This is a genomic window from Robiginitalea insularis (genome assembly GCF_052497835.1).
Genome location: NZ_CP199296.1, coordinates 1,808,255 through 1,826,294, shown reverse-complemented (window position 1 = coordinate 1,826,294; position 18,040 = coordinate 1,808,255). Strand labels below are relative to the sequence as shown.

Annotated in this window: 12 protein-coding genes; 5 read left to right on the top strand and 7 right to left on the bottom strand. The window is 46.9% G+C overall.

The window, feature by feature from the left end:
• Nucleotides 1–29 precede the first annotated feature (29 nt).
• Nucleotides 30–1,547, top strand: a complete 1,518-nt coding sequence (gene glpK, locus ACT6NV_RS08320; RefSeq protein ID WP_445384019.1) for a glycerol kinase GlpK — start codon at nt 30–32, stop codon at nt 1,545–1,547.
• A 1-nt stretch (nt 1,548) separates the two neighbouring features.
• Nucleotides 1,549–2,280, top strand: coding sequence for an MIP/aquaporin family protein (locus tag ACT6NV_RS08315; RefSeq protein WP_445384018.1), 732 nt, complete (start codon nt 1,549–1,551; stop codon nt 2,278–2,280).
• Here the strand turns inward: ACT6NV_RS08315 and ACT6NV_RS08310 are convergent.
• On the bottom strand, nt 2,277–3,563 hold the full coding sequence (locus ACT6NV_RS08310) for an NAD(P)/FAD-dependent oxidoreductase (protein ID WP_445384017.1): 1,287 nt from the start codon (nt 3,561–3,563) through the stop codon (nt 2,277–2,279). The genes ACT6NV_RS08315 and ACT6NV_RS08310 overlap by 4 nt on opposite strands.
• A complete protein-coding gene (locus tag ACT6NV_RS08305) occupies nt 3,563–4,273 on the bottom strand; it encodes a glycerophosphodiester phosphodiesterase (protein WP_445384016.1) in 711 nt (236 codons plus the stop codon). The genes ACT6NV_RS08310 and ACT6NV_RS08305 overlap by 1 nt, the downstream gene beginning before the upstream one ends.
• Before the next feature lie 178 nt (nt 4,274–4,451).
• Between ACT6NV_RS08305 and ACT6NV_RS08300 the strand changes: the two genes are divergently transcribed.
• Entirely contained in the window at nt 4,452–4,883 is a 432-nt protein-coding gene (locus tag ACT6NV_RS08300; RefSeq protein WP_445384015.1) for a hypothetical protein, read from the top strand.
• A 51-nt stretch (nt 4,884–4,934) separates the two neighbouring features.
• On the opposite strand, the gene ACT6NV_RS08295 is transcribed toward ACT6NV_RS08300, so the two are convergent.
• The 5 genes from ACT6NV_RS08295 to ACT6NV_RS08275 all read right to left on the bottom strand — a co-directional run bounded on the left by ACT6NV_RS08295 (nt 4,935) and on the right by ACT6NV_RS08275 (nt 12,861).
• Nucleotides 4,935–6,830 (bottom strand): alpha-amylase family glycosyl hydrolase, encoded by a 1,896-nt coding sequence (locus tag ACT6NV_RS08295; protein ID WP_445384014.1) that lies wholly within the window; start codon nt 6,828–6,830, stop codon nt 4,935–4,937.
• Nucleotides 6,827–8,650, bottom strand: a complete 1,824-nt coding sequence (locus ACT6NV_RS08290) for a glycoside hydrolase family 13 protein (protein WP_445384013.1) — start codon at nt 8,648–8,650, stop codon at nt 6,827–6,829. The genes ACT6NV_RS08295 and ACT6NV_RS08290 overlap by 4 nt, the downstream gene beginning before the upstream one ends.
• Nucleotides 8,651–8,732: 82 nt before the next feature.
• Entirely contained in the window at nt 8,733–11,039 is a 2,307-nt protein-coding gene (locus tag ACT6NV_RS08285; RefSeq protein ID WP_445384012.1) for a glycoside hydrolase family 65 protein, read from the bottom strand.
• Between the two features lie 4 nt (nt 11,040–11,043).
• On the bottom strand, nt 11,044–11,715 hold the full coding sequence (pgmB, locus tag ACT6NV_RS08280; RefSeq protein WP_445384011.1) for a beta-phosphoglucomutase: 672 nt from the start codon (nt 11,713–11,715) through the stop codon (nt 11,044–11,046).
• A 111-nt stretch (nt 11,716–11,826) separates the two neighbouring features.
• Nucleotides 11,827–12,861, bottom strand: a complete 1,035-nt coding sequence (locus ACT6NV_RS08275; protein WP_445384010.1) for a LacI family DNA-binding transcriptional regulator — start codon at nt 12,859–12,861, stop codon at nt 11,827–11,829.
• A gap of 353 nt (nt 12,862–13,214) precedes the next feature.
• Here ACT6NV_RS08275 and ACT6NV_RS08270 point away from each other — a divergent pair, with 353 nt between their 5' ends.
• Together ACT6NV_RS08270 and ACT6NV_RS08265 are read left to right on the top strand one after the other, a co-directional pair.
• Entirely contained in the window at nt 13,215–16,340 is a 3,126-nt protein-coding gene (locus ACT6NV_RS08270) for a SusC/RagA family TonB-linked outer membrane protein (RefSeq protein WP_445384009.1), read from the top strand.
• Between the two features lie 19 nt (nt 16,341–16,359).
• Nucleotides 16,360–17,967: a RagB/SusD family nutrient uptake outer membrane protein gene (locus tag ACT6NV_RS08265; protein ID WP_445384008.1), complete on the top strand. Its 1,608-nt coding sequence runs from the start codon at nt 16,360–16,362 to the stop codon at nt 17,965–17,967.
• Nucleotides 17,968–18,040: the final 73 nt, after the last annotated feature.

The following is an 18,040-nucleotide window of genomic DNA, read 5'->3' as shown; positions in this document are numbered from 1 at the left end:
AAAAAAGGAGCTAAAAAGTTAAATTCTTTATGGATACCTATATTTTATCCCTGGACCAGGGTACCACCAGTTGCCGGGCTTTGTTATTTGACAGGACCGGCAAAATAGTTTCCACCGCACAAAAAGAATTCAGGCAACACTTTCCAAAAGCCGGCTGGGTTGAGCACGACGCAGAGGAAATCTGGGCCGTTCAGTCCGGAATGGCAGCTGAAGCCCTGGCTAAAAAAGGGATTAAGCCCAAGCAAATTAAAGCCATTGGTATTACCAACCAAAGGGAAACGATTGTGGTCTGGGACAAAAACAGCGGCGACCCCGTTTACAATGCCATTGTCTGGCAGGACAAACGAACCGCCCAATATTGCGAAACCCTGAAAAAAGAAGGACGGCAAGAATGGATTCGCAATAAATGCGGGCTGGTAATAGACTCCTATTTTTCAGGTTCAAAAGTGAAATGGATCCTGGATAATGTTAAGGGGGCCCGGGAGAAAGCAGTAGCCGGGGATTTGCTTGTGGGTACCATTGATTCCTGGCTAATTTGGAAAATGACAGGGGGCAATCTCCATATAACCGATGTCACCAATGCAAGCAGGACCATGCTATTCAATATCAACGAGATGGCCTGGGACCCTGAGCTGCTGGAGCTGTTTGGAATTCCCGAATCCATGTTGCCGGAAGTCCGTGAATCCAGTGAGGTATACGGAACTACCGACGAGGGCTTTCTTAAAGAGGGCATCCCCATTGCAGGAATAGCCGGGGACCAGCAGGCAGCCTTATTCGGACAGATGTGCATAGAGCAGGGCATGGTAAAAAACACCTATGGGACGGGATGTTTTATGTTGATGAATATCGGACACTCCCCCATTGTTTCCAAGAACAACCTCCTTACTTCGGTTGGCTGGAAGATAAACGGCCAAACTACTTACATCCTGGAGGGAAGTATTTTCATAGCAGGAGCAGTGGTACAGTGGTTGCGAGACAGCCTGAAAATTATTGAGAGATCAAAGGATGTGGAGCCCCTCGCTGAAAGTGTAAATGACACGGAGGGTGTCTACTTTGTACCGGCATTTGCCGGACTGGGGGCACCCCATTGGAACCAGCAGGCAAGGGGGTGTATGTTCGGGCTTACCCGCGGCACCACCGATGCACATATTGCCCGGGCTGCACTGGAATCTATTGCCTACCAGACCATGGATATTCTCAAAGCGATGGAAGCAGATTCCGGAATACCCATCCGGGAACTGCGGGTGGATGGCGGGGCTACAGTGAACAAGCTGATGATGCAGTTCCAGGCCGATGTTCTGAATACAGAAACGATCCGTCCGAAAATCATAGAAACCACGGTTATGGGGGCGGCCTTTCTTGCCGGCCTGGCAGTTGGTTACTGGGACTCAGTGGAAGAAATCAAAGAAATCTGGCAAACCGACACCCGCTTTACCCCCACCACCGAACGAGCCGATATCGAAAACAGGATTAAAGGCTGGTACCGTGCAATCAGGGCCCTGGAAACCTGGTCTGCAGATGAAAATCAAATAAACCTAAATTCATGATATGAGTGCATTCACTGCCGAAATTATAGGTACTTTTTTGTTGATGCTGCTCGGTTGCGGCGTCAATGCCAATGTGGTACTGGAGGGTACCAAAGGTCAAAATAGCGGGTGGATGGTAATTACGACCGGCTGGGCATTTGCCGTTTATGTAGGGGTAGTGGTTGCCACCCCTTACAGCGGCGCACATATTAATCCTGCGGTTAGTATAGGCCTGGCAGCAGCCGGCAGTTTTCCCTGGGAGCAGGTACCTGCCTACATACTCGCTCAATTTATTGGAGCCATGCTGGCGGCCTTCTGCGTTTGGGCAATCTACAAGGACCACTTTGACAAAACCCAGGCAGAGGGTATGCAACTGGCCGTTTTCAGTACTTCTCCGGCTATACGCAATCCCTTATTAAATATCCTGGGCGAACTTGCCGGTACTTTTGTACTGGTTTTTACCGTCCTCTATTTTACGGATGCCAGTATCCTGGAAACCGCCTCGGTCATTGGCCTCGGTTCTCTTGGGGCACTGCCCGTTGCCCTTTTGGTTTGGGGAATCGGCCTCTCGCTTGGAGGCACAACGGGTTATGCAATAAACCCTGCCCGAGACCTCGGACCGCGTATTGTGCACGCCCTTGTACCTATAAAACACAAGGGAACCAGCAATTGGGGATACAGCTGGGTTCCTGTCTTGGGGCCTGTACTCGGGTCGCTCACTGCTGCGGGCCTGTACCTCCTGCTCTCGGCTTAATCAGGTTTGAGGGATTCGACAATACCCTGGGCCGCCAGGTAAGCTCCGGTCCAGGCATTCTGGAAATTGAATCCCCCGGTAACGGCATCGATATCCAGAACTTCCCCGGCAAGAAAGAGGCCGGGATGTATCTTGCTTTCAAAGCTTTTAAAGTTGAGCTGTTTCAGGGAAACCCCTCCGGCCGTAACAAATTCTTCCTTAAAGGTACTCTTTCCGTGTATCCTGAATTCCCCGGCCGTAAGCTCCTTACAGAGAAGTTGCAGTGCTTCCCGACTTACCTCCGCCCAACGTGTTTCAGGGGTGATCCCGGATGCTTCCACCAAACGCCTCCACAATCTTCCTGGAAGAGAAACCGCCCGGCTCTTTTCCACCCTTTGGGCGGCATCTGCCTGCTTTACTCCTTCGAGAAAGGACCTCATCCCATCTGCATGGTACTGCGGAACCCAGTTAATCCGAAGCGCAAAACGATAGTGCGCTTTTTCCAAAAACCTTGCAGCCATGGCAGAAAGCTTTAGTACAGCAGGTCCGCTCAATCCCCAGTGAGTAATAAGTAAAGGGCCTTCACTCTGTAGTTGCTTGGCTTTTTTTGCATGCCGATAGTAAATACCTATTTCGTTCTGGCCATCCGGGATATCCGGGAATATTTCCAGTTTTGCCTCGCAGCTGAGGCCCTGCAGGCCTTGCAGGCGACTATCGGCAACATTAAAGGTAAAAAGGGAGGGGACCGGGGAAACGATGGTATGCCCCAGGCCGGATAACATATCCCATACTTTTTTACTGCTGCCGCTGGCAACCAGTATCCGCCTGGCTTTCATCGCACCCGAAGAAGTCTGCAATTCCCAGTGATCAGATTCAGGGCCGGGGGGGCTTATTTCAAAAACCTTCTTTTGGGTATGTACTTCTATACCCAAACGAGAAGTTTCGCCGAGCAAGTGGTCAATGATGGTTTGTGAATTATCGGTAACCGGAAATACCCGGCCATCGTCTTCTGTTTTCAGGGATACTCCAAGGGATTCAAAAAAGGCCATCACTTCAGAGCTCCCATGTCTGTAAAAAGGCCCTATCAATTCTCGGGACCCCCTGGGATAATTCCGGGCAAATACTTCAGGGGCAGCAGGGGAATGGGTCACATTACAGCGTCCGCCTCCGGAAACCTTTACTTTACCCAAAACCTGTTTACCCTGTTCCAGGATACCAATACGCAATGCGGGAGCGTTCCTGGCTGTGTGTACTGCACCGTAAAAACCTGCAGCTCCTCCTCCAATTACCAGCAGATCATACATTATTGCATCCGATCTGGGAAATCGCTGAAAACACCATCTACTCCCATCTGTTCCAATTTGCGATATACTTCAGCCTCGTTAACAGTCCAGGTGTATACCTTAAACCCTGCTTCATGTATTTGTTTCACATTTTTTGCATTTAGCTGAGAGAAATGCGGATTGATCGCCTCTGCATTTAATTCCCTGGCAAATTCAAGGGCTTCCAGAGGATCTCCTTCCGTAAGAACAGCAATTCGAGCTTCAGGATCCATTTTTCGATACTCCCTGAGTTCATCCCAGTTGAAGCTTGATATCAGAAAATTACTGCTATCCCAGCCTCTTTTGGTACTGTAATAATCGGTTATGTACTGTACTCTGTTGGCGGTACCCGCCCCCTTAAGTTCTATGTTGAGCGCCACGCGGTTATCAATTGCTTTAAGGACATCCTGAAGTATCGGTATCTGGTGGCCACCGTCCAACAACAGTTGCTTTAATTCCAACATATAATAATCCTCCACAAAGCCTTCACCATTTGTTAACCGGTCTACCTTCTCATCGTGAAATACCGCAATCTCTCCACTTTTGATCCTGAAGACATCTATTTCTATCATATCCACCCCCAGTTCCATTGCTTTTTCAATAGAGGCAATACTGTTTTCTGTTTCGTAACCCATGGCCCCGCGATGACCAATAATCAGCGGGGAATCAGAACTTGTTTTACACCCGTTCATAAAAGCGATAATTAAAAGGCATCCAAATATTCTCATTTTCTATCATTTTGAAAGTTCTAAAGTACAAAGTCCCTGGATTTTTGAATCCTGCTGACCCCAATAAATTTTGATTCCTGCAACCCAAACTCAGAAATCTTTTGGTATATTTAATTCATTATTAACCAATTAACCAAGCAAAATGTTTAGCAAACAAAATTTATTGGCAACGGTGGCAGCCACCATTGCTATGTTCATCCTGGGGTACCTCATTTGGGGGATGGCCCTGATGTCATTTTTTGAAGAGCACAGCATTGTGGATGTTATGAAAAGCGATGAAGAGATGAGCCTGGGGATGATTTTCCTCGGCAATCTGGCTACCGCTTTTGCACTTAGCACACTTTACGGGAAGTGGGCACGTGGTCATCACAGTGCCGCACAGGGCTTTCAGTTTGGTGCCTGGGTTGGATTCCTGATCGGGGTGGGAATGGGCCTCGTCTGGCTGGGAACATCCAATTTTATGGATATGACCGGTCATATCGCAGAGGCTATCGTGGATATTCTGTACTATGGGGTAACCGGTGCCATAATTGCCCTTATTTATACTGCCAGTGCACCTAAGGCCGCTGCCTGATCGGCAAAACAGTTTAAGCATATTAACCGGCCCTTTGAAGGGCCGGTTTTTTTATTTCAATTTGAGGATTACTGACTCCAGGGGGGCCAGACTGAGTGGAATTGCTCCCGTTCCCCCGCTAATGTTCATTTGCAAGTCCCTCCCGCCATATAGCATTTCTTCCAGTGGTTGGTTCCCGGGGGCCAGGTTCCATTCCGAAACTATTGATTCCGGGATTTTTAAGGTAATGTTATAAGAACGGTGCGTGTCAAAATTACTTACGATTACAAGCCTTTCATTTGCAGACCATCTTACAAAGGAATAAACTCTATGGTCATAACCTGGGCTGTGCTCTTTGTTGTAGTAATGTATGTCTGCATAAGAGCCCATCAACCCATCGCTTTGAATAACAAAAGACAGTAATCTCCTGTAAAAATCCCGGAGCTCCTTCTCGGATTCAGAAAGAGCTCCTCCGTCAAATTTTTTCCCGTTTACCCACCGCTGATGGTGAGGAACCCCTATGTAATCAAAGATGGAGGTCCTGGAAGGTTTACCGAAACCCGCATCCTCCGCTCCGGGCTCTCCTACTTCCTGTCCAAAATACAGCATGGTGGGAGAAGTGCTCAGGGTAGCTGAAACCACCATGGCTGGTTTACCTATCCTGGCATCCCCTGCAAACTCCGGACTGGCAATGCGCTGCTCGTCATGGTTTTCAAGGAAATGCAGCATGTGGTGTTCAATATCCAGCAACCCATTCTGGACAACAGGGATATGATCGGTCCAACCGTGACCCTGCATGATGTGTTTCAAACTGTCATAGAGCTCTACCTTATCATAGAGGTAATCCATCTTTCCCTTTTGGATGTAGGTGCGATAAAGGGCTGGGTTATAAACCTCCGCAATCAGAAAAGCCTGTGGGTCCTTCATCTTAATACTGGAATTCAGGTAACTCCAGAATTCCACAGGGACCATTTCAGCCATATCGTAGCGAAAGCCGTCCACCCCAAAATTGAGCCAATAAAGGGCGATATCCCTGAATTTGATCCAGCTTGGAGGGAGTTGTTTATCCTTCCAGAACTCAAAATGCTCGCGATAATCCATTTCCGAGTAGGAATCGGGTAGCGTTTCGAATGCAAATTCTCCCTCGGGGCTCACCCCGTAATTCACCTTAACCGTTTCGTACCAATCATTCATATCCGGGCGCGCCAGGCGCGATCCATTCCCGGTCCACTTGGCAGGGCTTTCCAAAAACCGGCCATCTGCCTTGGGGTGAGGCATTCCTCCCAAAGGCTCGTAACCATCCCGCCATTGAGGCATCTGGAAGTCCTGTCCGGGGATATAATAAAAGTCATTGGTAGGAAGGTATGCGACGGAAGTATCATCTGTTGCGCCAAAGGGCTGCTTTCCCTGCGGGGTGGATTTCCCTTCATAGTTGCGCGCAACATGGTTTGGCACAATATCTATAATGACCTTTAATCCGGCAGCGTGTGAACGTTCTACCAGGGAACGGAACTCTTCAAGCCTGTTGGCCGGGTCCATTGCCAGGTCCGGATTTACATTGTAATAATCCTTTACAGCATAAGGAGACCCCGCCCTGCCCTTGACCACATCCGGATCGTCACCAGGCAGCCCGTAATCACTGTAATCAGTGACCATTGCATGGTGTGGCACCCCGGTATACCAGATGTGCGTTACCCCCAGGTCCCTTATTTCTGAAAGCGCCCTGGGTGTAAAGTCCTCAAATTTACCAACCCCATTTTCCTCCAGGGTACCCCATGGTTTGTTGGTGGTATTTGTATTCCCGAACAGGCGGGTAAAAACCTGATAAATTACAGCTTTATGCTTTTTTTCCATTTCAATTGTATTCTCGCTTGAAGAAACATTTTCTTTTGGTTGCTGACATGCCATATACAGCAGGCTGACAAATGCCAGGCCAGATATCGCAAACGATCTTAACTGAATCTTCATTTAACCATCCATATATATGCTCCGGGATTCTGAACCTCTATTTCGGTATCCCAGGTAATCACCTCCCCGGTAACGAGGTTTTCTAATTCCTTCCCTGCCAGCCCCAATTCTGCAAACCGGCTGGTCTCCATCTTTACAGATCCCTCATTTTTGTTAAGCAGCAGTAGTACGGTTTCATCATTGTATTGTCTAAGCAGCAGATATATACCGTCCTCCGGAGCAAAATGAAGGGTGGTTCCTTTGGTAAGTGCCCTGCTCGTTTTTCTGAATTGCAATATCCTCCTCAGGTATTGTTGCATCTTCAGTTCTTGTCCGGAAAGGCCCTTTCCACTAAAGGCGTTTTTCCTGTCACCTTTCCACCCACCCGGAAAATCTGTTCGAATCAAACCATGGTCTCCCGGTTTTGCCGAATTTTCCATGAGTATTTCCGTGCCGTAATAAAATTGGGGAATCCTGGGTGCCAAAGCGATGAAAGCCAGGGCCATTTCCATTTTCAAGGGACTTTCCCCTAATTGGGTAAAGAGCCTGTCCATATCATGATTATCCCCAAAGAGCATGATGTCCATAGGCCTGGGGTAATAAAAATCATTGGCCAGGGCCTCATAGAGCAGGTTCAACCCGCTATCCCATTCTTCCTCAGTGTTCAGGGCTTCAACCAAGGTACGCTGTAGCGGAAAATCCATGGTCGTTCTCAAATGGGATGCATAGCCATCGGTGGTCCTGGAACCGTGTTGCCAGTAACCCACCAGTAAAGGATTATAACTCCATTCTTCCCCTACAATATTGAAATTCGGGTATTCTTCCATAATAGACCGGGCCCAGTCTGCCATGAAGTGCTTGTTTGGATAGGGGTAGGTATCCTGACGAATCCCTCCGAGTTCCAAAGTTTCTATCCACCAAATACTATTCTGAATGAGGTAGGTAGCCAGAAATGGATTGGATTGGTTCAGATCGGGCATTGAGGGTACAAACCAGCCCTGGTTCATACGCTGCTTATCCGCATGGGACGCATAGGGGTCCTGATTAACCGTCCTTCTGTGGTTGGTAACCGTAAAGGGGGCATCATTCAGGAAATTTTCCTGGTAGTGAATCCAGTCCGGAAAAGGTAGATCTTCCATCCACCAGTGGTACAGGCCGCAATGGTTCACCACTTGGTCCATTATCAGTTTAATCCCCTTTTCAGCCGCCTCCTTCGCCAATTCTTGATAGGTTTCCAGGTTGCCAAAGCGCGGGTCTACTTCATAAAAATCGGTAATAGCATATCCGTGATAAGAAGCTTCAGGCATGTCATTGGTCAGCAGGGGGCTGGGCCAGATTGCCGTAAAGCCCATCTCCTCAATATAATCGAGATGCTGGCGGATACCCTCTATATCGCCTCCATGGCGCCCGTAATCATTTTTCCGGTCCAGCTTTTCCTCGCGCATCCCTTTTACGATGTCATTGTTCGGATCCCCGTTGGCAAAGCGGTCCGGAGTAATCAGGTAGATGGCATCAGAGGCGTCAAAACCTTTAAATGATTCAGCGGGCTTTCTGCGGTTCTTTAATTGATAGGTGATGGAAACAGGTTTTTTTTCAGGCTGCCTTAAATCGATCACAAAGGTCCCTGCCGAGGCAGCCGACCCAATTTCCAAATCTATAAACAGGTAATTATCACTGGCCCCCGGATGCCAGGCCATAAGGCTAACCCCTTCATAGTTGAGCCCGGGGGTGTACTGTGCTAGTCCCTCCCCGTACAGCATAAGTTGCAGGCGGGTATTTCGCATACCTACCCACCAGTTGGGCGGTTCTACGCGCAATTGTGCCTGCATTGAATTACTCATGAATAATATTGCGGGAAGCAGTAAGCATAGCATCCCCTTGTAAGGAAATCTGAGTAGAAAGTGCACCCTGGAAAACCTACCATTAAACATGAACCGTTTTTTGAGGGGTCAGTACCACCCTCTCCCCGTTGACCCGGATAGACATATCTTCTTTGCCATCCAGTTCAAAACTGCTGCCCTCGGATGAGATCTTCACGGTAAGGATCCGGTTGCGAAAATTTATTTTAAATGAATACGATTTCCATTGTTTCGGAATCCTGGGGCTAAAGGAAAGCTTGTCATTCAGAATTCGCATTCCCCCGAAACCTTCAACTATACTCATCCAAGTACCCGCCATGGAGGTGATATGCAGGCCTTCCTCCACTTCCTTGTTGTAATCATCCAGATCGAGCCTGGAGGTTCTCAGATAAAACTTGTAGGCCTGTTCCATCCTGCCCAGTTTGGCCGCCTGTATACTGTGTACACATGGAGACAGGGAAGATTCGTGAACGGTAAAGGGCTCGTAGAAATCAAAGTGTTTTTCCAGCTGCTCCAGACTAAAGTGATCCTCAAAAAAGTAAAATCCCTGAAGGGTGTCTGCCTGTTTGATATAGGGTGAACGAAGAATGCGGTCCCAGCTCCATTTTTGATTGATGGGCCGCTCGGTTCGAGCGAGATTTTCAACCGTAATCAGTTCTTTGTCCAGGAATCCATCCTGTTGCAAATAAATGCCGTGCTCCTCTGAATAGGGCAGATACATATTGCCCGCTACCTCAGCCCATTTGTCGGTTTCTATTTCTGTAAGCTTAGTAATCCCGATGATGCGCTCGTAATCTTCCGGATATCCTTCCTTGACCTTTTCCAGCTGCTCAAGGGTGTATTGAATACACCAGCGGGCAGCATAATTAGTGTAAAAGTTATTGTTTACATTGTTTTCATATTCATTAGGACCGGTAACCCCAAGAATAACGTATTGCTTCTTAGGCTCGGAATAGCTCGCGCGCTGATGCCAGAACCTGGCGATGCCAATTAATACCTCAAGCCCCATTTCAGGAATATAACTGTAATCTCCCGTAAAGCGGTAAAAATTATAAATGGCAAAGGCTATGGCCGCATTCCGGTGAATTTCCTCGAAAGTGATTTCCCATTCGTTATGACATTCCTCACCATTCATAGTTACCATCGGATAGAGCGCCGCCCCGTTACTGAAGCCGAGTTTCCGTGCATTTTCTATGGCTTTTTGCAGATGGTTATACCGATATTTCAACAGGTTACGGGCAACATGCTGGTCTTTGGTAGCCATATAAAACGGGATACAATACGCTTCTGTATCCCAGTAAGTGCTTCCCCCGTACTTCTCGCCTGTGAATCCTTTCGGGCCAATGTTCAGACGGGAATCCCGTCCCGTATAGGTCTGGTTTAAATGCAAAATATTAAACCGTATCCCCTGTTGTGCCTTTACGTCTCCTTCGATGGTAATATCGCTCATTTCCCAGATGCGAGCCCAGGCCTCCCGCTGCTCGGCCAGCAGTCCGTCATAACCAGTATCAGTAGCTGAGTCGAGAATTTTGGTTGCTGCACTGATCAATTCCTTTGCCGGGTGATTGGTGTCTACGGTATAGCCTCCGTACTTATAGATAGAGAGGGTACTCCCACCGGCAACAGCCATTTTATACCGGTGGCCGAGATAGGTGTCTTTTTGAATCCTTTCCGCTTCCAACTCCAGGCCATTCCCATCCAGTTCGAAGCGCGTATCCATAAAAGTGCAGGTATGGAAATTTGTTTTAAGGGTATGAGCTTCTATAAAGCCTTTGCTCCCATCTGACTGTACATTTGTGGTTTGCCAAAACTGATCGTCCCAGTTCGTATCTTCGTTGGTTATCCCGCTGTCCAGATAGGGTTCTACAACCACATCAGCTTTTTGGTCCAGTACTCGGATACGGTATCTGATCGCTCCCAGCTCATCCCGTGTCATGGAGAGGAAACGGGTCACCTCTACAGCTACTTCCGTCCCGTTCTGAAGAACCGCTTCAAAGGAGCGCTGATACCATCCCTCCTTCATGTTGAATTCTCTTCGAAAATTATTGACAACCTTACAGGAATGCAGGTCCAGTACCTCGCCGTTGAGTTCAATCCCGATACCGATCCAGTTGGGGGCATTAATAACCTTAGCAAAATATTCCGGATAACCGTTTTTCCACCAGCCTACCCTGGTTTTATCCGGATAATAAACCCCACCGATATAACTACCCTGAAAAGTATGCCCGCTGTATGCTTCTTCAAAATTGGCGCGCTGCCCCATGGCACCGTTGCCCAGGCTAAATAAGCTTTCCGAGGATTTCACCCGGCCGGGATCAAAGCCCTCTTCAATTATTGACCAGTCATTGGGTAGTATATAATCCTGATTCATGATATTATGATTTTCTGGGTTTATGTTCCATTTGCGTAAGTTGTTCTATAAAGTCCAGGTCTATTTCCGTAAAATCCCTGAAAACTCTGTCTGCTTCACTGAGCACCTCAGCCTCCCCTATGCCAATACTAAGCATGCAGGCAGCATTGGCCGCTTCTATCCCGGCTAGGGCATCCTCAAATACCACACAGTGTTCCGGTACAACATTCAGTAAATCCGCAGCGATGAGAAAAACCTCCGGGTCTGGCTTCGCTCTTGTTACGGCTGTACCATCAACTATGGCATCAAAATAAGATAATAATCCAACTTTTTCCAGGATCGGGCGCGCATTTTTACTCGCAGATCCAAGTGCCATGGGAATATTTTTTGATTTCAGGTAATTGAGTACCTTGGGTACGTCCGGGAGAATCTCGGAGGCGTTCATTTTTGAAATATACTGAAGGTAGTCCTCATTTTTTTCGGCAAGCCAACGATCAAATTGTTCTGTTGAGACCTCTTTGTTGCCCATTTCGAGCAGAATTTCAAGACAGCGTTTCCTGCTTACCCCTTTAAAGTTCTCATTGTCTTTCTCCGTAAAAGAAATTCCCAATTCATCCGCCAGGTGTTTCCATGCGAAATAATGATATTTGGCTGTGTCTACTATCACGCCATCCAGATCAAAAATAAATCCTCTCATTTCAGATATATAATGTAGGGAATCTTTCTGATACGATTATCAGATCCCGGAACCAAATATAGAAAGGAATTTGATTTTGGACTCCATTCGGCCGGTTCGCAAGCACGTATATTAGCTATTGAGCAAAGTAGACTCTCTCTCAATAAGCGAGGCCTTAATAATTTTTGTCTGATAATTACCTTTATCGTTCTCCTCATTTTGTTGTTCAACTTTTTCAATGAGCATTTCGGCAGCAAGGGCTCCCATTTGTTCGCCGTGTTGAGCAACTGAGGTAAGTGTTGGCATGGAGTTCTTGGAAAGTATGCCGTCAGTAAAACCAACAAAGGCGATGTCCTGTGGGATCCTGAATCCGTACTTCTGAGCCAGTCGCATTCCCCTGATGGCAAAAATTTCATTTACGCTTAATACCGCATCAAAGGACTGTTCTTTAAAAAACTTTTCGCTTAAATTTTCGTTTTCGAACTGGAAAGGTAATTTCAGGATAAGTTCTTCCCTAATCGGGATATTGTGCTTGCGCAAGGCCTTTAGATATCCCATCGTCCGCTTCTCGCTAACATTCAGATAACTCTCTGTGGTAAAGAGTGCAATATTTTTTTTCCCGGATAGAATCAGACGCTCAACTGCCTCACAAGCTGCTTCTTCATCGTTGATGATAACCTTGTCACATTCAATTTCGTCTGTGACCCTGTCAAACAACACCAGTGGGATTCCCTGTTCGGTAATTTCCCGCAGATGGTTGAAATCATTCCTTTGCTGTGTCTCTGCAGATAATGCTACAATAAAACCGTCTATACTCCCATTAGCGAGCATTTCCATATTGATGACCTCCTTATCAAAGGATTCGTCGGAAACGCAGACAATTACATTATAGCCTTTCTGATTTGCATATTTTTCTATCCCCCTGAAAACCGTAGTGAAAAAATGATGGACAATATCCGGAATAACCACACCTATATTCTTGGTGCGCTTATTTTTAAGGCTTATCGCAATATTATTGGGCTTGTAGTTGTATAGCCTTGCGAAAGCCTGAATCTTCTCTTTGGTATCCCGGCTTATTTCCTCGCTGTTTTTTAAAGCCTTGGATACCGTGGATATCGAAACATCCAATTCTCGAGCGATGTGCTTAAGTGTAATTTTCCTGCGCACCTTAGCTATGGGATTAATTATATAGGTGAAGGTACATATTATTACAATATTTAATATTTATTCCCCTAAAAGTTCGCTAATCGCCGTAATTGCAAATGCTTCTCAAAAAAAACTAAATTGTCAGGGGAATAAAAAAATACTATATTTGACAGTGATTTGCCATTTCAAACACCTCCACATTATTGAATTGGCAAGTGAACCAACCAAAAAATATAGTATTCATATAAACCATAAGTTATTAACACGAAACCGTTTTCGTACTTGTTAACCCCTCTAAAAATAGGATATTAACATTTTTTTTACATACTTTGACCTCTTGAATTAAATTAACTAAACTTAAAATTTAACTATTTATGAAGATTACGCTACTCAAGAGCTTTTTGCTTGTTGGGGCATTTTTATGCTTCGGACTTGCTCAAGCGCAAGAAGTATCAGGTACTGTTTCTGATGCAACGGGCCCCCTGCCAGGGGCAAGCGTTGTGGTTAAGGGAACTACCACTGGTACGCAAACCGACTTCGATGGGAATTATACCCTTGATGGAGTAGATGCCAATGCAGTACTTGTTTTCAGTTACATTGGTTACGCTACCCAGGAAGTCCCTGTAAATGGTCGTTCCACCATAAACGTCACCCTTGAGGAAGATGCCCAGGCATTGGACGAAGTGGTGATAATCGGTTACGGTCAGACCACAGTTAAAGATGCAACGGGTTCTGTGACCGCAGTTACTTCTGAAGACTTCAACGGAGGTGTGATCTCCTCCCCTGAACAATTAATCCAGGGTAAAACTGCCGGGGTTAACATCCAGCAAACCAGTGGTGAGCCGGGTGCTGGTATCCAGGTAAACATCCGTGGTGCTAACTCTGTTCGGGCCAATAACAACCCGCTCTTCGTTGTGGACGGAGTGCCGCTTTTCGGACAGAATACGGATGCATCCGGAGACACCGGACAGGGAGGAAGTGATGTAGGTAACCCCTTGAACTTCCTGAACCCAAGTGATATCGAAAGTATCAGTATCCTTAAGGATGCCTCTGCAACCGCCATTTACGGTTCACGGGGTGCCAACGGGGTTGTGATCATTACCACAAAAAGTGGAAAGGGTGCAGAAGGAGGCATTATTGAATTTTCTTCCAACCTGAGTATTTCTACTCCACGTGGGAATTACGACCTGCTTGGGAGAGAAGGTTTCTTGGATGCCGTTGAGGCTTATGGAGGTAACCGTGCCAATGTGGATTACAGAGCTAATACAGACTGGCAGGAGGTAGTGTTGCGGACCGCAGCCTCTACCAACAATAATATTGCTTATTCACACCGCTATAATAATGGGAACGTTCGGGCAACCTTTGGATACCAGAAACAATTTGGTGTTGTGGAGAAATCCGAATTCGAAAGGATTACCGGGCGACTTAATGCAAGTCACAAATTTTTCCAGGATCGCCTGTTATTAGGGCTTCAGGCCTCTGTTTCTCGCGTAAACAGGGACCAGCCACCCCTTGCCGGTGGTGCCGGATTCCGTGGGGATATTCTGGGAGCAGCCTATTCGGCTAATCCTACCTGGCCTAGTGACCCCTTCTTTGACGATGGTGGAGGTCAAATCCAGCCAGCCAACTATCTGCGAGAAACTCAAAACAAAACGAACACAGATCGTTTCCTGATAAACGGCTCTGCCGAATATAAATTCACCGCCGAATTATCCGGTAAAGTGAATTTAGGTTATGACAAGTCTGAAAGCCAGAATCTTTCTGTTCTGTCTTCCAGACTGCAAAACTTCAATGGAATAGAAGGCACTGGTTTCGGTACTTACAACACGCTTTACAGGGAAAATAAAACCCTTGAAGCTACTTTAAGTTATGTAAAGGACTTCAATAATTCTAAATTGGATGCCCTTGTGGGTTATGCCTACCAGGACTTCCGTACCTCTGGACGGGGTGCAGCAGGTCGTGGTTTTGGTACTTCTGACCTCAACCTGATGGCAGAAACCCTGAAAAATACCGTTAATGCTGCTGCAAGTTCCATTGATGGTTCATATCAGCAGTTCTACTACGGAAATAATACTTCCGGCTTAGTTATAAACAGGCTGTTTCCTGATGTGGTTGCCGGGGAGGTTATTCCTTTCCAGTTCCTGCGCGAGGTTCAGTCCATTACTGCCGACACAGGGGATAATACTGACGAGCTGCAATCCTTCTTCGGTAGGGTAAACTACAGCATTGCCAGCAAATATTTATTTACAGCTACCATGCGGGCAGACGGATCTTCACGATTCGGTCCTGAAAATCAGTATGGTTACTTCCCATCCGGTGCTTTTGCCTGGCAAATTGGGGAAGAAGACTTCATAGGGGAAAATATCTCTACCCTGAAGCTTCGATTGAGTGCTGGTATTACCGGTAACCAGGATGGACTGGGTTATGGTAACTTTGTTGCCCGTCAGCGTTTTGCCGGTCTGGGAATCAATGCCGATGCCACTGTAAACCAAAATGGTTTGTCTATTGTTGCTACTGATGTTCCCGACCTGAAATGGGAGTCTACTGTCAACTTTAACGTTGGTCTTGACTTTGGTTTCAATCTGGACCGTTTTAGTGGTAGTATTGATGTTTACCGCTCCGAAACACAGGACCTTCTGTTACAGACACCTCCTGCTGCTCCATCGGTTAACCCATTCCAATTTGGTAACGTAGATGCAATTGTACTGAACCAGGGTATTGAATTGGCCCTTTCGTACGACTTTTTGCAATCTGAGGATGCTTCTTTCTCCGCGTCCTTTAACATTGCATACAACAAAAACGAGATTCAGGATTTCGAAGGATCCATCAACACAGGTGAGATTGCCGGACCCGGACTTTCAGGAGCTTTTGCCCAGCGCTTTGAAGCTGGCCAGTCCCTGTTCTCCTGGTACATGGCTACTTTCGAAGGTTTTGACAGCGATGGAAACCCTGTATACACAGATGTTGACGGAAATGGAATCGGAGATCCTGATTCAGATAAATCTTTCGTAGGAGAAGATGCATTACCTGATGTAACTTCAGGTTTGTCCCTGAACTTCGGTTATAAAAACTGGGACTTTAGTGCTTTCTTTAACGCCCAATTCGGATTCTCTGTTTATAACAACACAGCCAACTCCTTCTTCAATGCAGGACAGCTTACTACCGCTCGTAACGTGACGGTTGCTGCTGCCAATGCAGGCGAAAACGGAGGGGCTTCAACAGCTGTTTCTACCCGTTTCCTGGAAAAAGGAGATTTTGTTAGATTCCAAAACGCAACCCTTGGGTACAATGTGCCTCTAAGTGGAGACGGGACGTTCAAAAGTTTACGTTTCTCCCTTACCGGACAAAACCTGTTCCTGATTACGGATTACAGCGGAATAGACCCCGAGGTAACTGTAGCAACCGGATCACTGGGATCAGGAATTCCAACCAGGGGAATCGACTGGGCAGCCTTCCCTAACCCACGAACTGTTACATTTGGAATTAATGCAACATTTTAATTAAAAAAAATTGTAGATCATGAAAAGATGTAATCTTAAATTACTAACACTAACATTACTCGCAGTCTTCGGACTCAGTTCTTGTACTGACCTGGAGATTGAGGAAACCGACTCTTTTATCAGTGAGGGTTTCCAGGGGTTGGAGGATCCGGCCTCAGCCCTTAATCAATTATACGGACAGGTTTATGGCCAATGGGCCGACCAGGCTGCCCGTTACGCCCTTTACGAAGTAACCACTGACGCACTTTTGGTTCCTACCAGGGGTGCTGACTGGGGGGACAACGGTCGCTGGAGAAAATTACACCAGCACGAATGGGGTCTGGAAGAAGCTGATATCATTGCGCCTTTCAACCAGTACAACGCGAACCAGTTACTGGCCTCTCAGATCCTGGATTCCAGGTCTGCTGCCACAGCTGATGTAGCCGCTCAGGCACATTTCCTGAGAGCCTATAACATGTTCACTATTCTGGATTTGTTCGGGCAGGTACCCTTCAGGGATGTAACCCTGTCTTCTTCCGTAGTACCTGAAGTTCTTTCAGGGGCGGACGCAGTTAATTTTATACTGGCTGATCTGGATGCAGCGATCAGTGGCCTCCCGGCTACAGGAACGTCTACTGCCAGTTTAAATCGCGCCAGCAAAGCTGCCGCAAGGATGTTAAAGGCCAAGGTTTTACTGAATCGTCATATTTACGACAACCAGTTAGCTCTGGCCGCAGGTGAACTAAGTATTCCAACGCCAGCCGCATCGGATATGGCAGAGGTAATTTCTTTAGTGGATGCCATTACTGCTGAAGGGTATGCCCTGGAGGATGATTATTTTGATATGTTCCGCGATACCCCGGATACTGAAACGATCTGGTGGGCCGAAGCTTGTGTATGTAACCGTATTTACAACGGCCTGCACTACAACTCTACCGGTTTAGGTGGAGGGGGATGGAATGGTTTCAGTACTCTGGCAGAGTACTACGACCTTTTCGAAGGTAACCCCAACGACAACGATTTTGATGACGTACTGTTCTCTGCACAGGTAAGTAACCAGGAAGAGCGCCGTGGTGGGGTTCCTCAGATTGGAAACGGAAACGCCGGTTCCAACGTAGGGGTTGGTTTCCTGATTGGGCAGCAATACGCTGAAGATGGGACACCTCTCGAAGATCGTCAGGGAGGGCCACTGGCCTTTACCCGTGATTTTGTTGATGGAAGCGGAGCAACCAGTCTTATCAACAACAGTGAAACAACCGGTATTCGCGTCCAGAAGTATCAGGCACAGTACAATGACGGATTTGCGAATCACAACATCATGTTCCGCTATGCCGATGCTTATCTTATGAAAGCTGAGGCTATGCTTAGAAGTGGTGGTGATCCAACTGTTATGATCAATGCTCTACGGACCCAAAGAGGAGCTAGTCCTCTGGGATCAGTAACGGAGTCAGATATCCTTGACGAAAGAGCGAGAGAACTTTTCGCAGAAGGCTGGAGACGAAACGATATGGTTCGCTTTGGTGCATACCTGAGAGATTGGGAATTTAAAGGTGCCAGTGCAACCAACAATCCAACCCGTTTGTTGTTCCCTATCCCACTGCCACAAATACTGGCGAATCCAAATCTGGTACAGAATCCTGGATACTAATCCAGCGTTCCAATAATAATAAAAGGCTGTCTTCGGGCAGCCTTTTTATTTTACAGAACTTTTCACACTTCAC

Bases quoted from the DNA above. Each gene is read 5' to 3' on its own strand.
- ACT6NV_RS08295 (WP_445384014.1), bottom strand. From the start codon at position 6,830: ATGAAGATTCAGTTAAGATCGTTTGCGATATCTGGCCTGGCATTTGTC.
- ACT6NV_RS08310 (WP_445384017.1), bottom strand. From the start codon at position 3,563: ATGTATGATCTGCTGGTAATTGGAGGAGGAGCTGCAGGTTTTTACGGT.
- ACT6NV_RS08290 (WP_445384013.1), bottom strand. From the start codon at position 8,650: ATGAGTAATTCAATGCAGGCACAATTGCGCGTAGAACCGCCCAACTGG.
- ACT6NV_RS08305 (WP_445384016.1), bottom strand. From the start codon at position 4,273: ATGAACGGGTGTAAAACAAGTTCTGATTCCCCGCTGATTATTGGTCAT.
- glpK (WP_445384019.1), top strand. From the start codon at position 30: ATGGATACCTATATTTTATCCCTGGACCAGGGTACCACCAGTTGCCGG.
- ACT6NV_RS08265 (WP_445384008.1), top strand. From the start codon at position 16,360: ATGAAAAGATGTAATCTTAAATTACTAACACTAACATTACTCGCAGTC.
- pgmB (WP_445384011.1), bottom strand. From the start codon at position 11,715: ATGAGAGGATTTATTTTTGATCTGGATGGCGTGATAGTAGACACAGCC.
- ACT6NV_RS08315 (WP_445384018.1), top strand. From the start codon at position 1,549: ATGAGTGCATTCACTGCCGAAATTATAGGTACTTTTTTGTTGATGCTG.
- ACT6NV_RS08285 (WP_445384012.1), bottom strand. From the start codon at position 11,039: ATGAATCAGGATTATATACTACCCAATGACTGGTCAATAATTGAAGAG.
- ACT6NV_RS08270 (WP_445384009.1), top strand. From the start codon at position 13,215: ATGAAGATTACGCTACTCAAGAGCTTTTTGCTTGTTGGGGCATTTTTA.
- ACT6NV_RS08300 (WP_445384015.1), top strand. From the start codon at position 4,452: ATGTTTAGCAAACAAAATTTATTGGCAACGGTGGCAGCCACCATTGCT.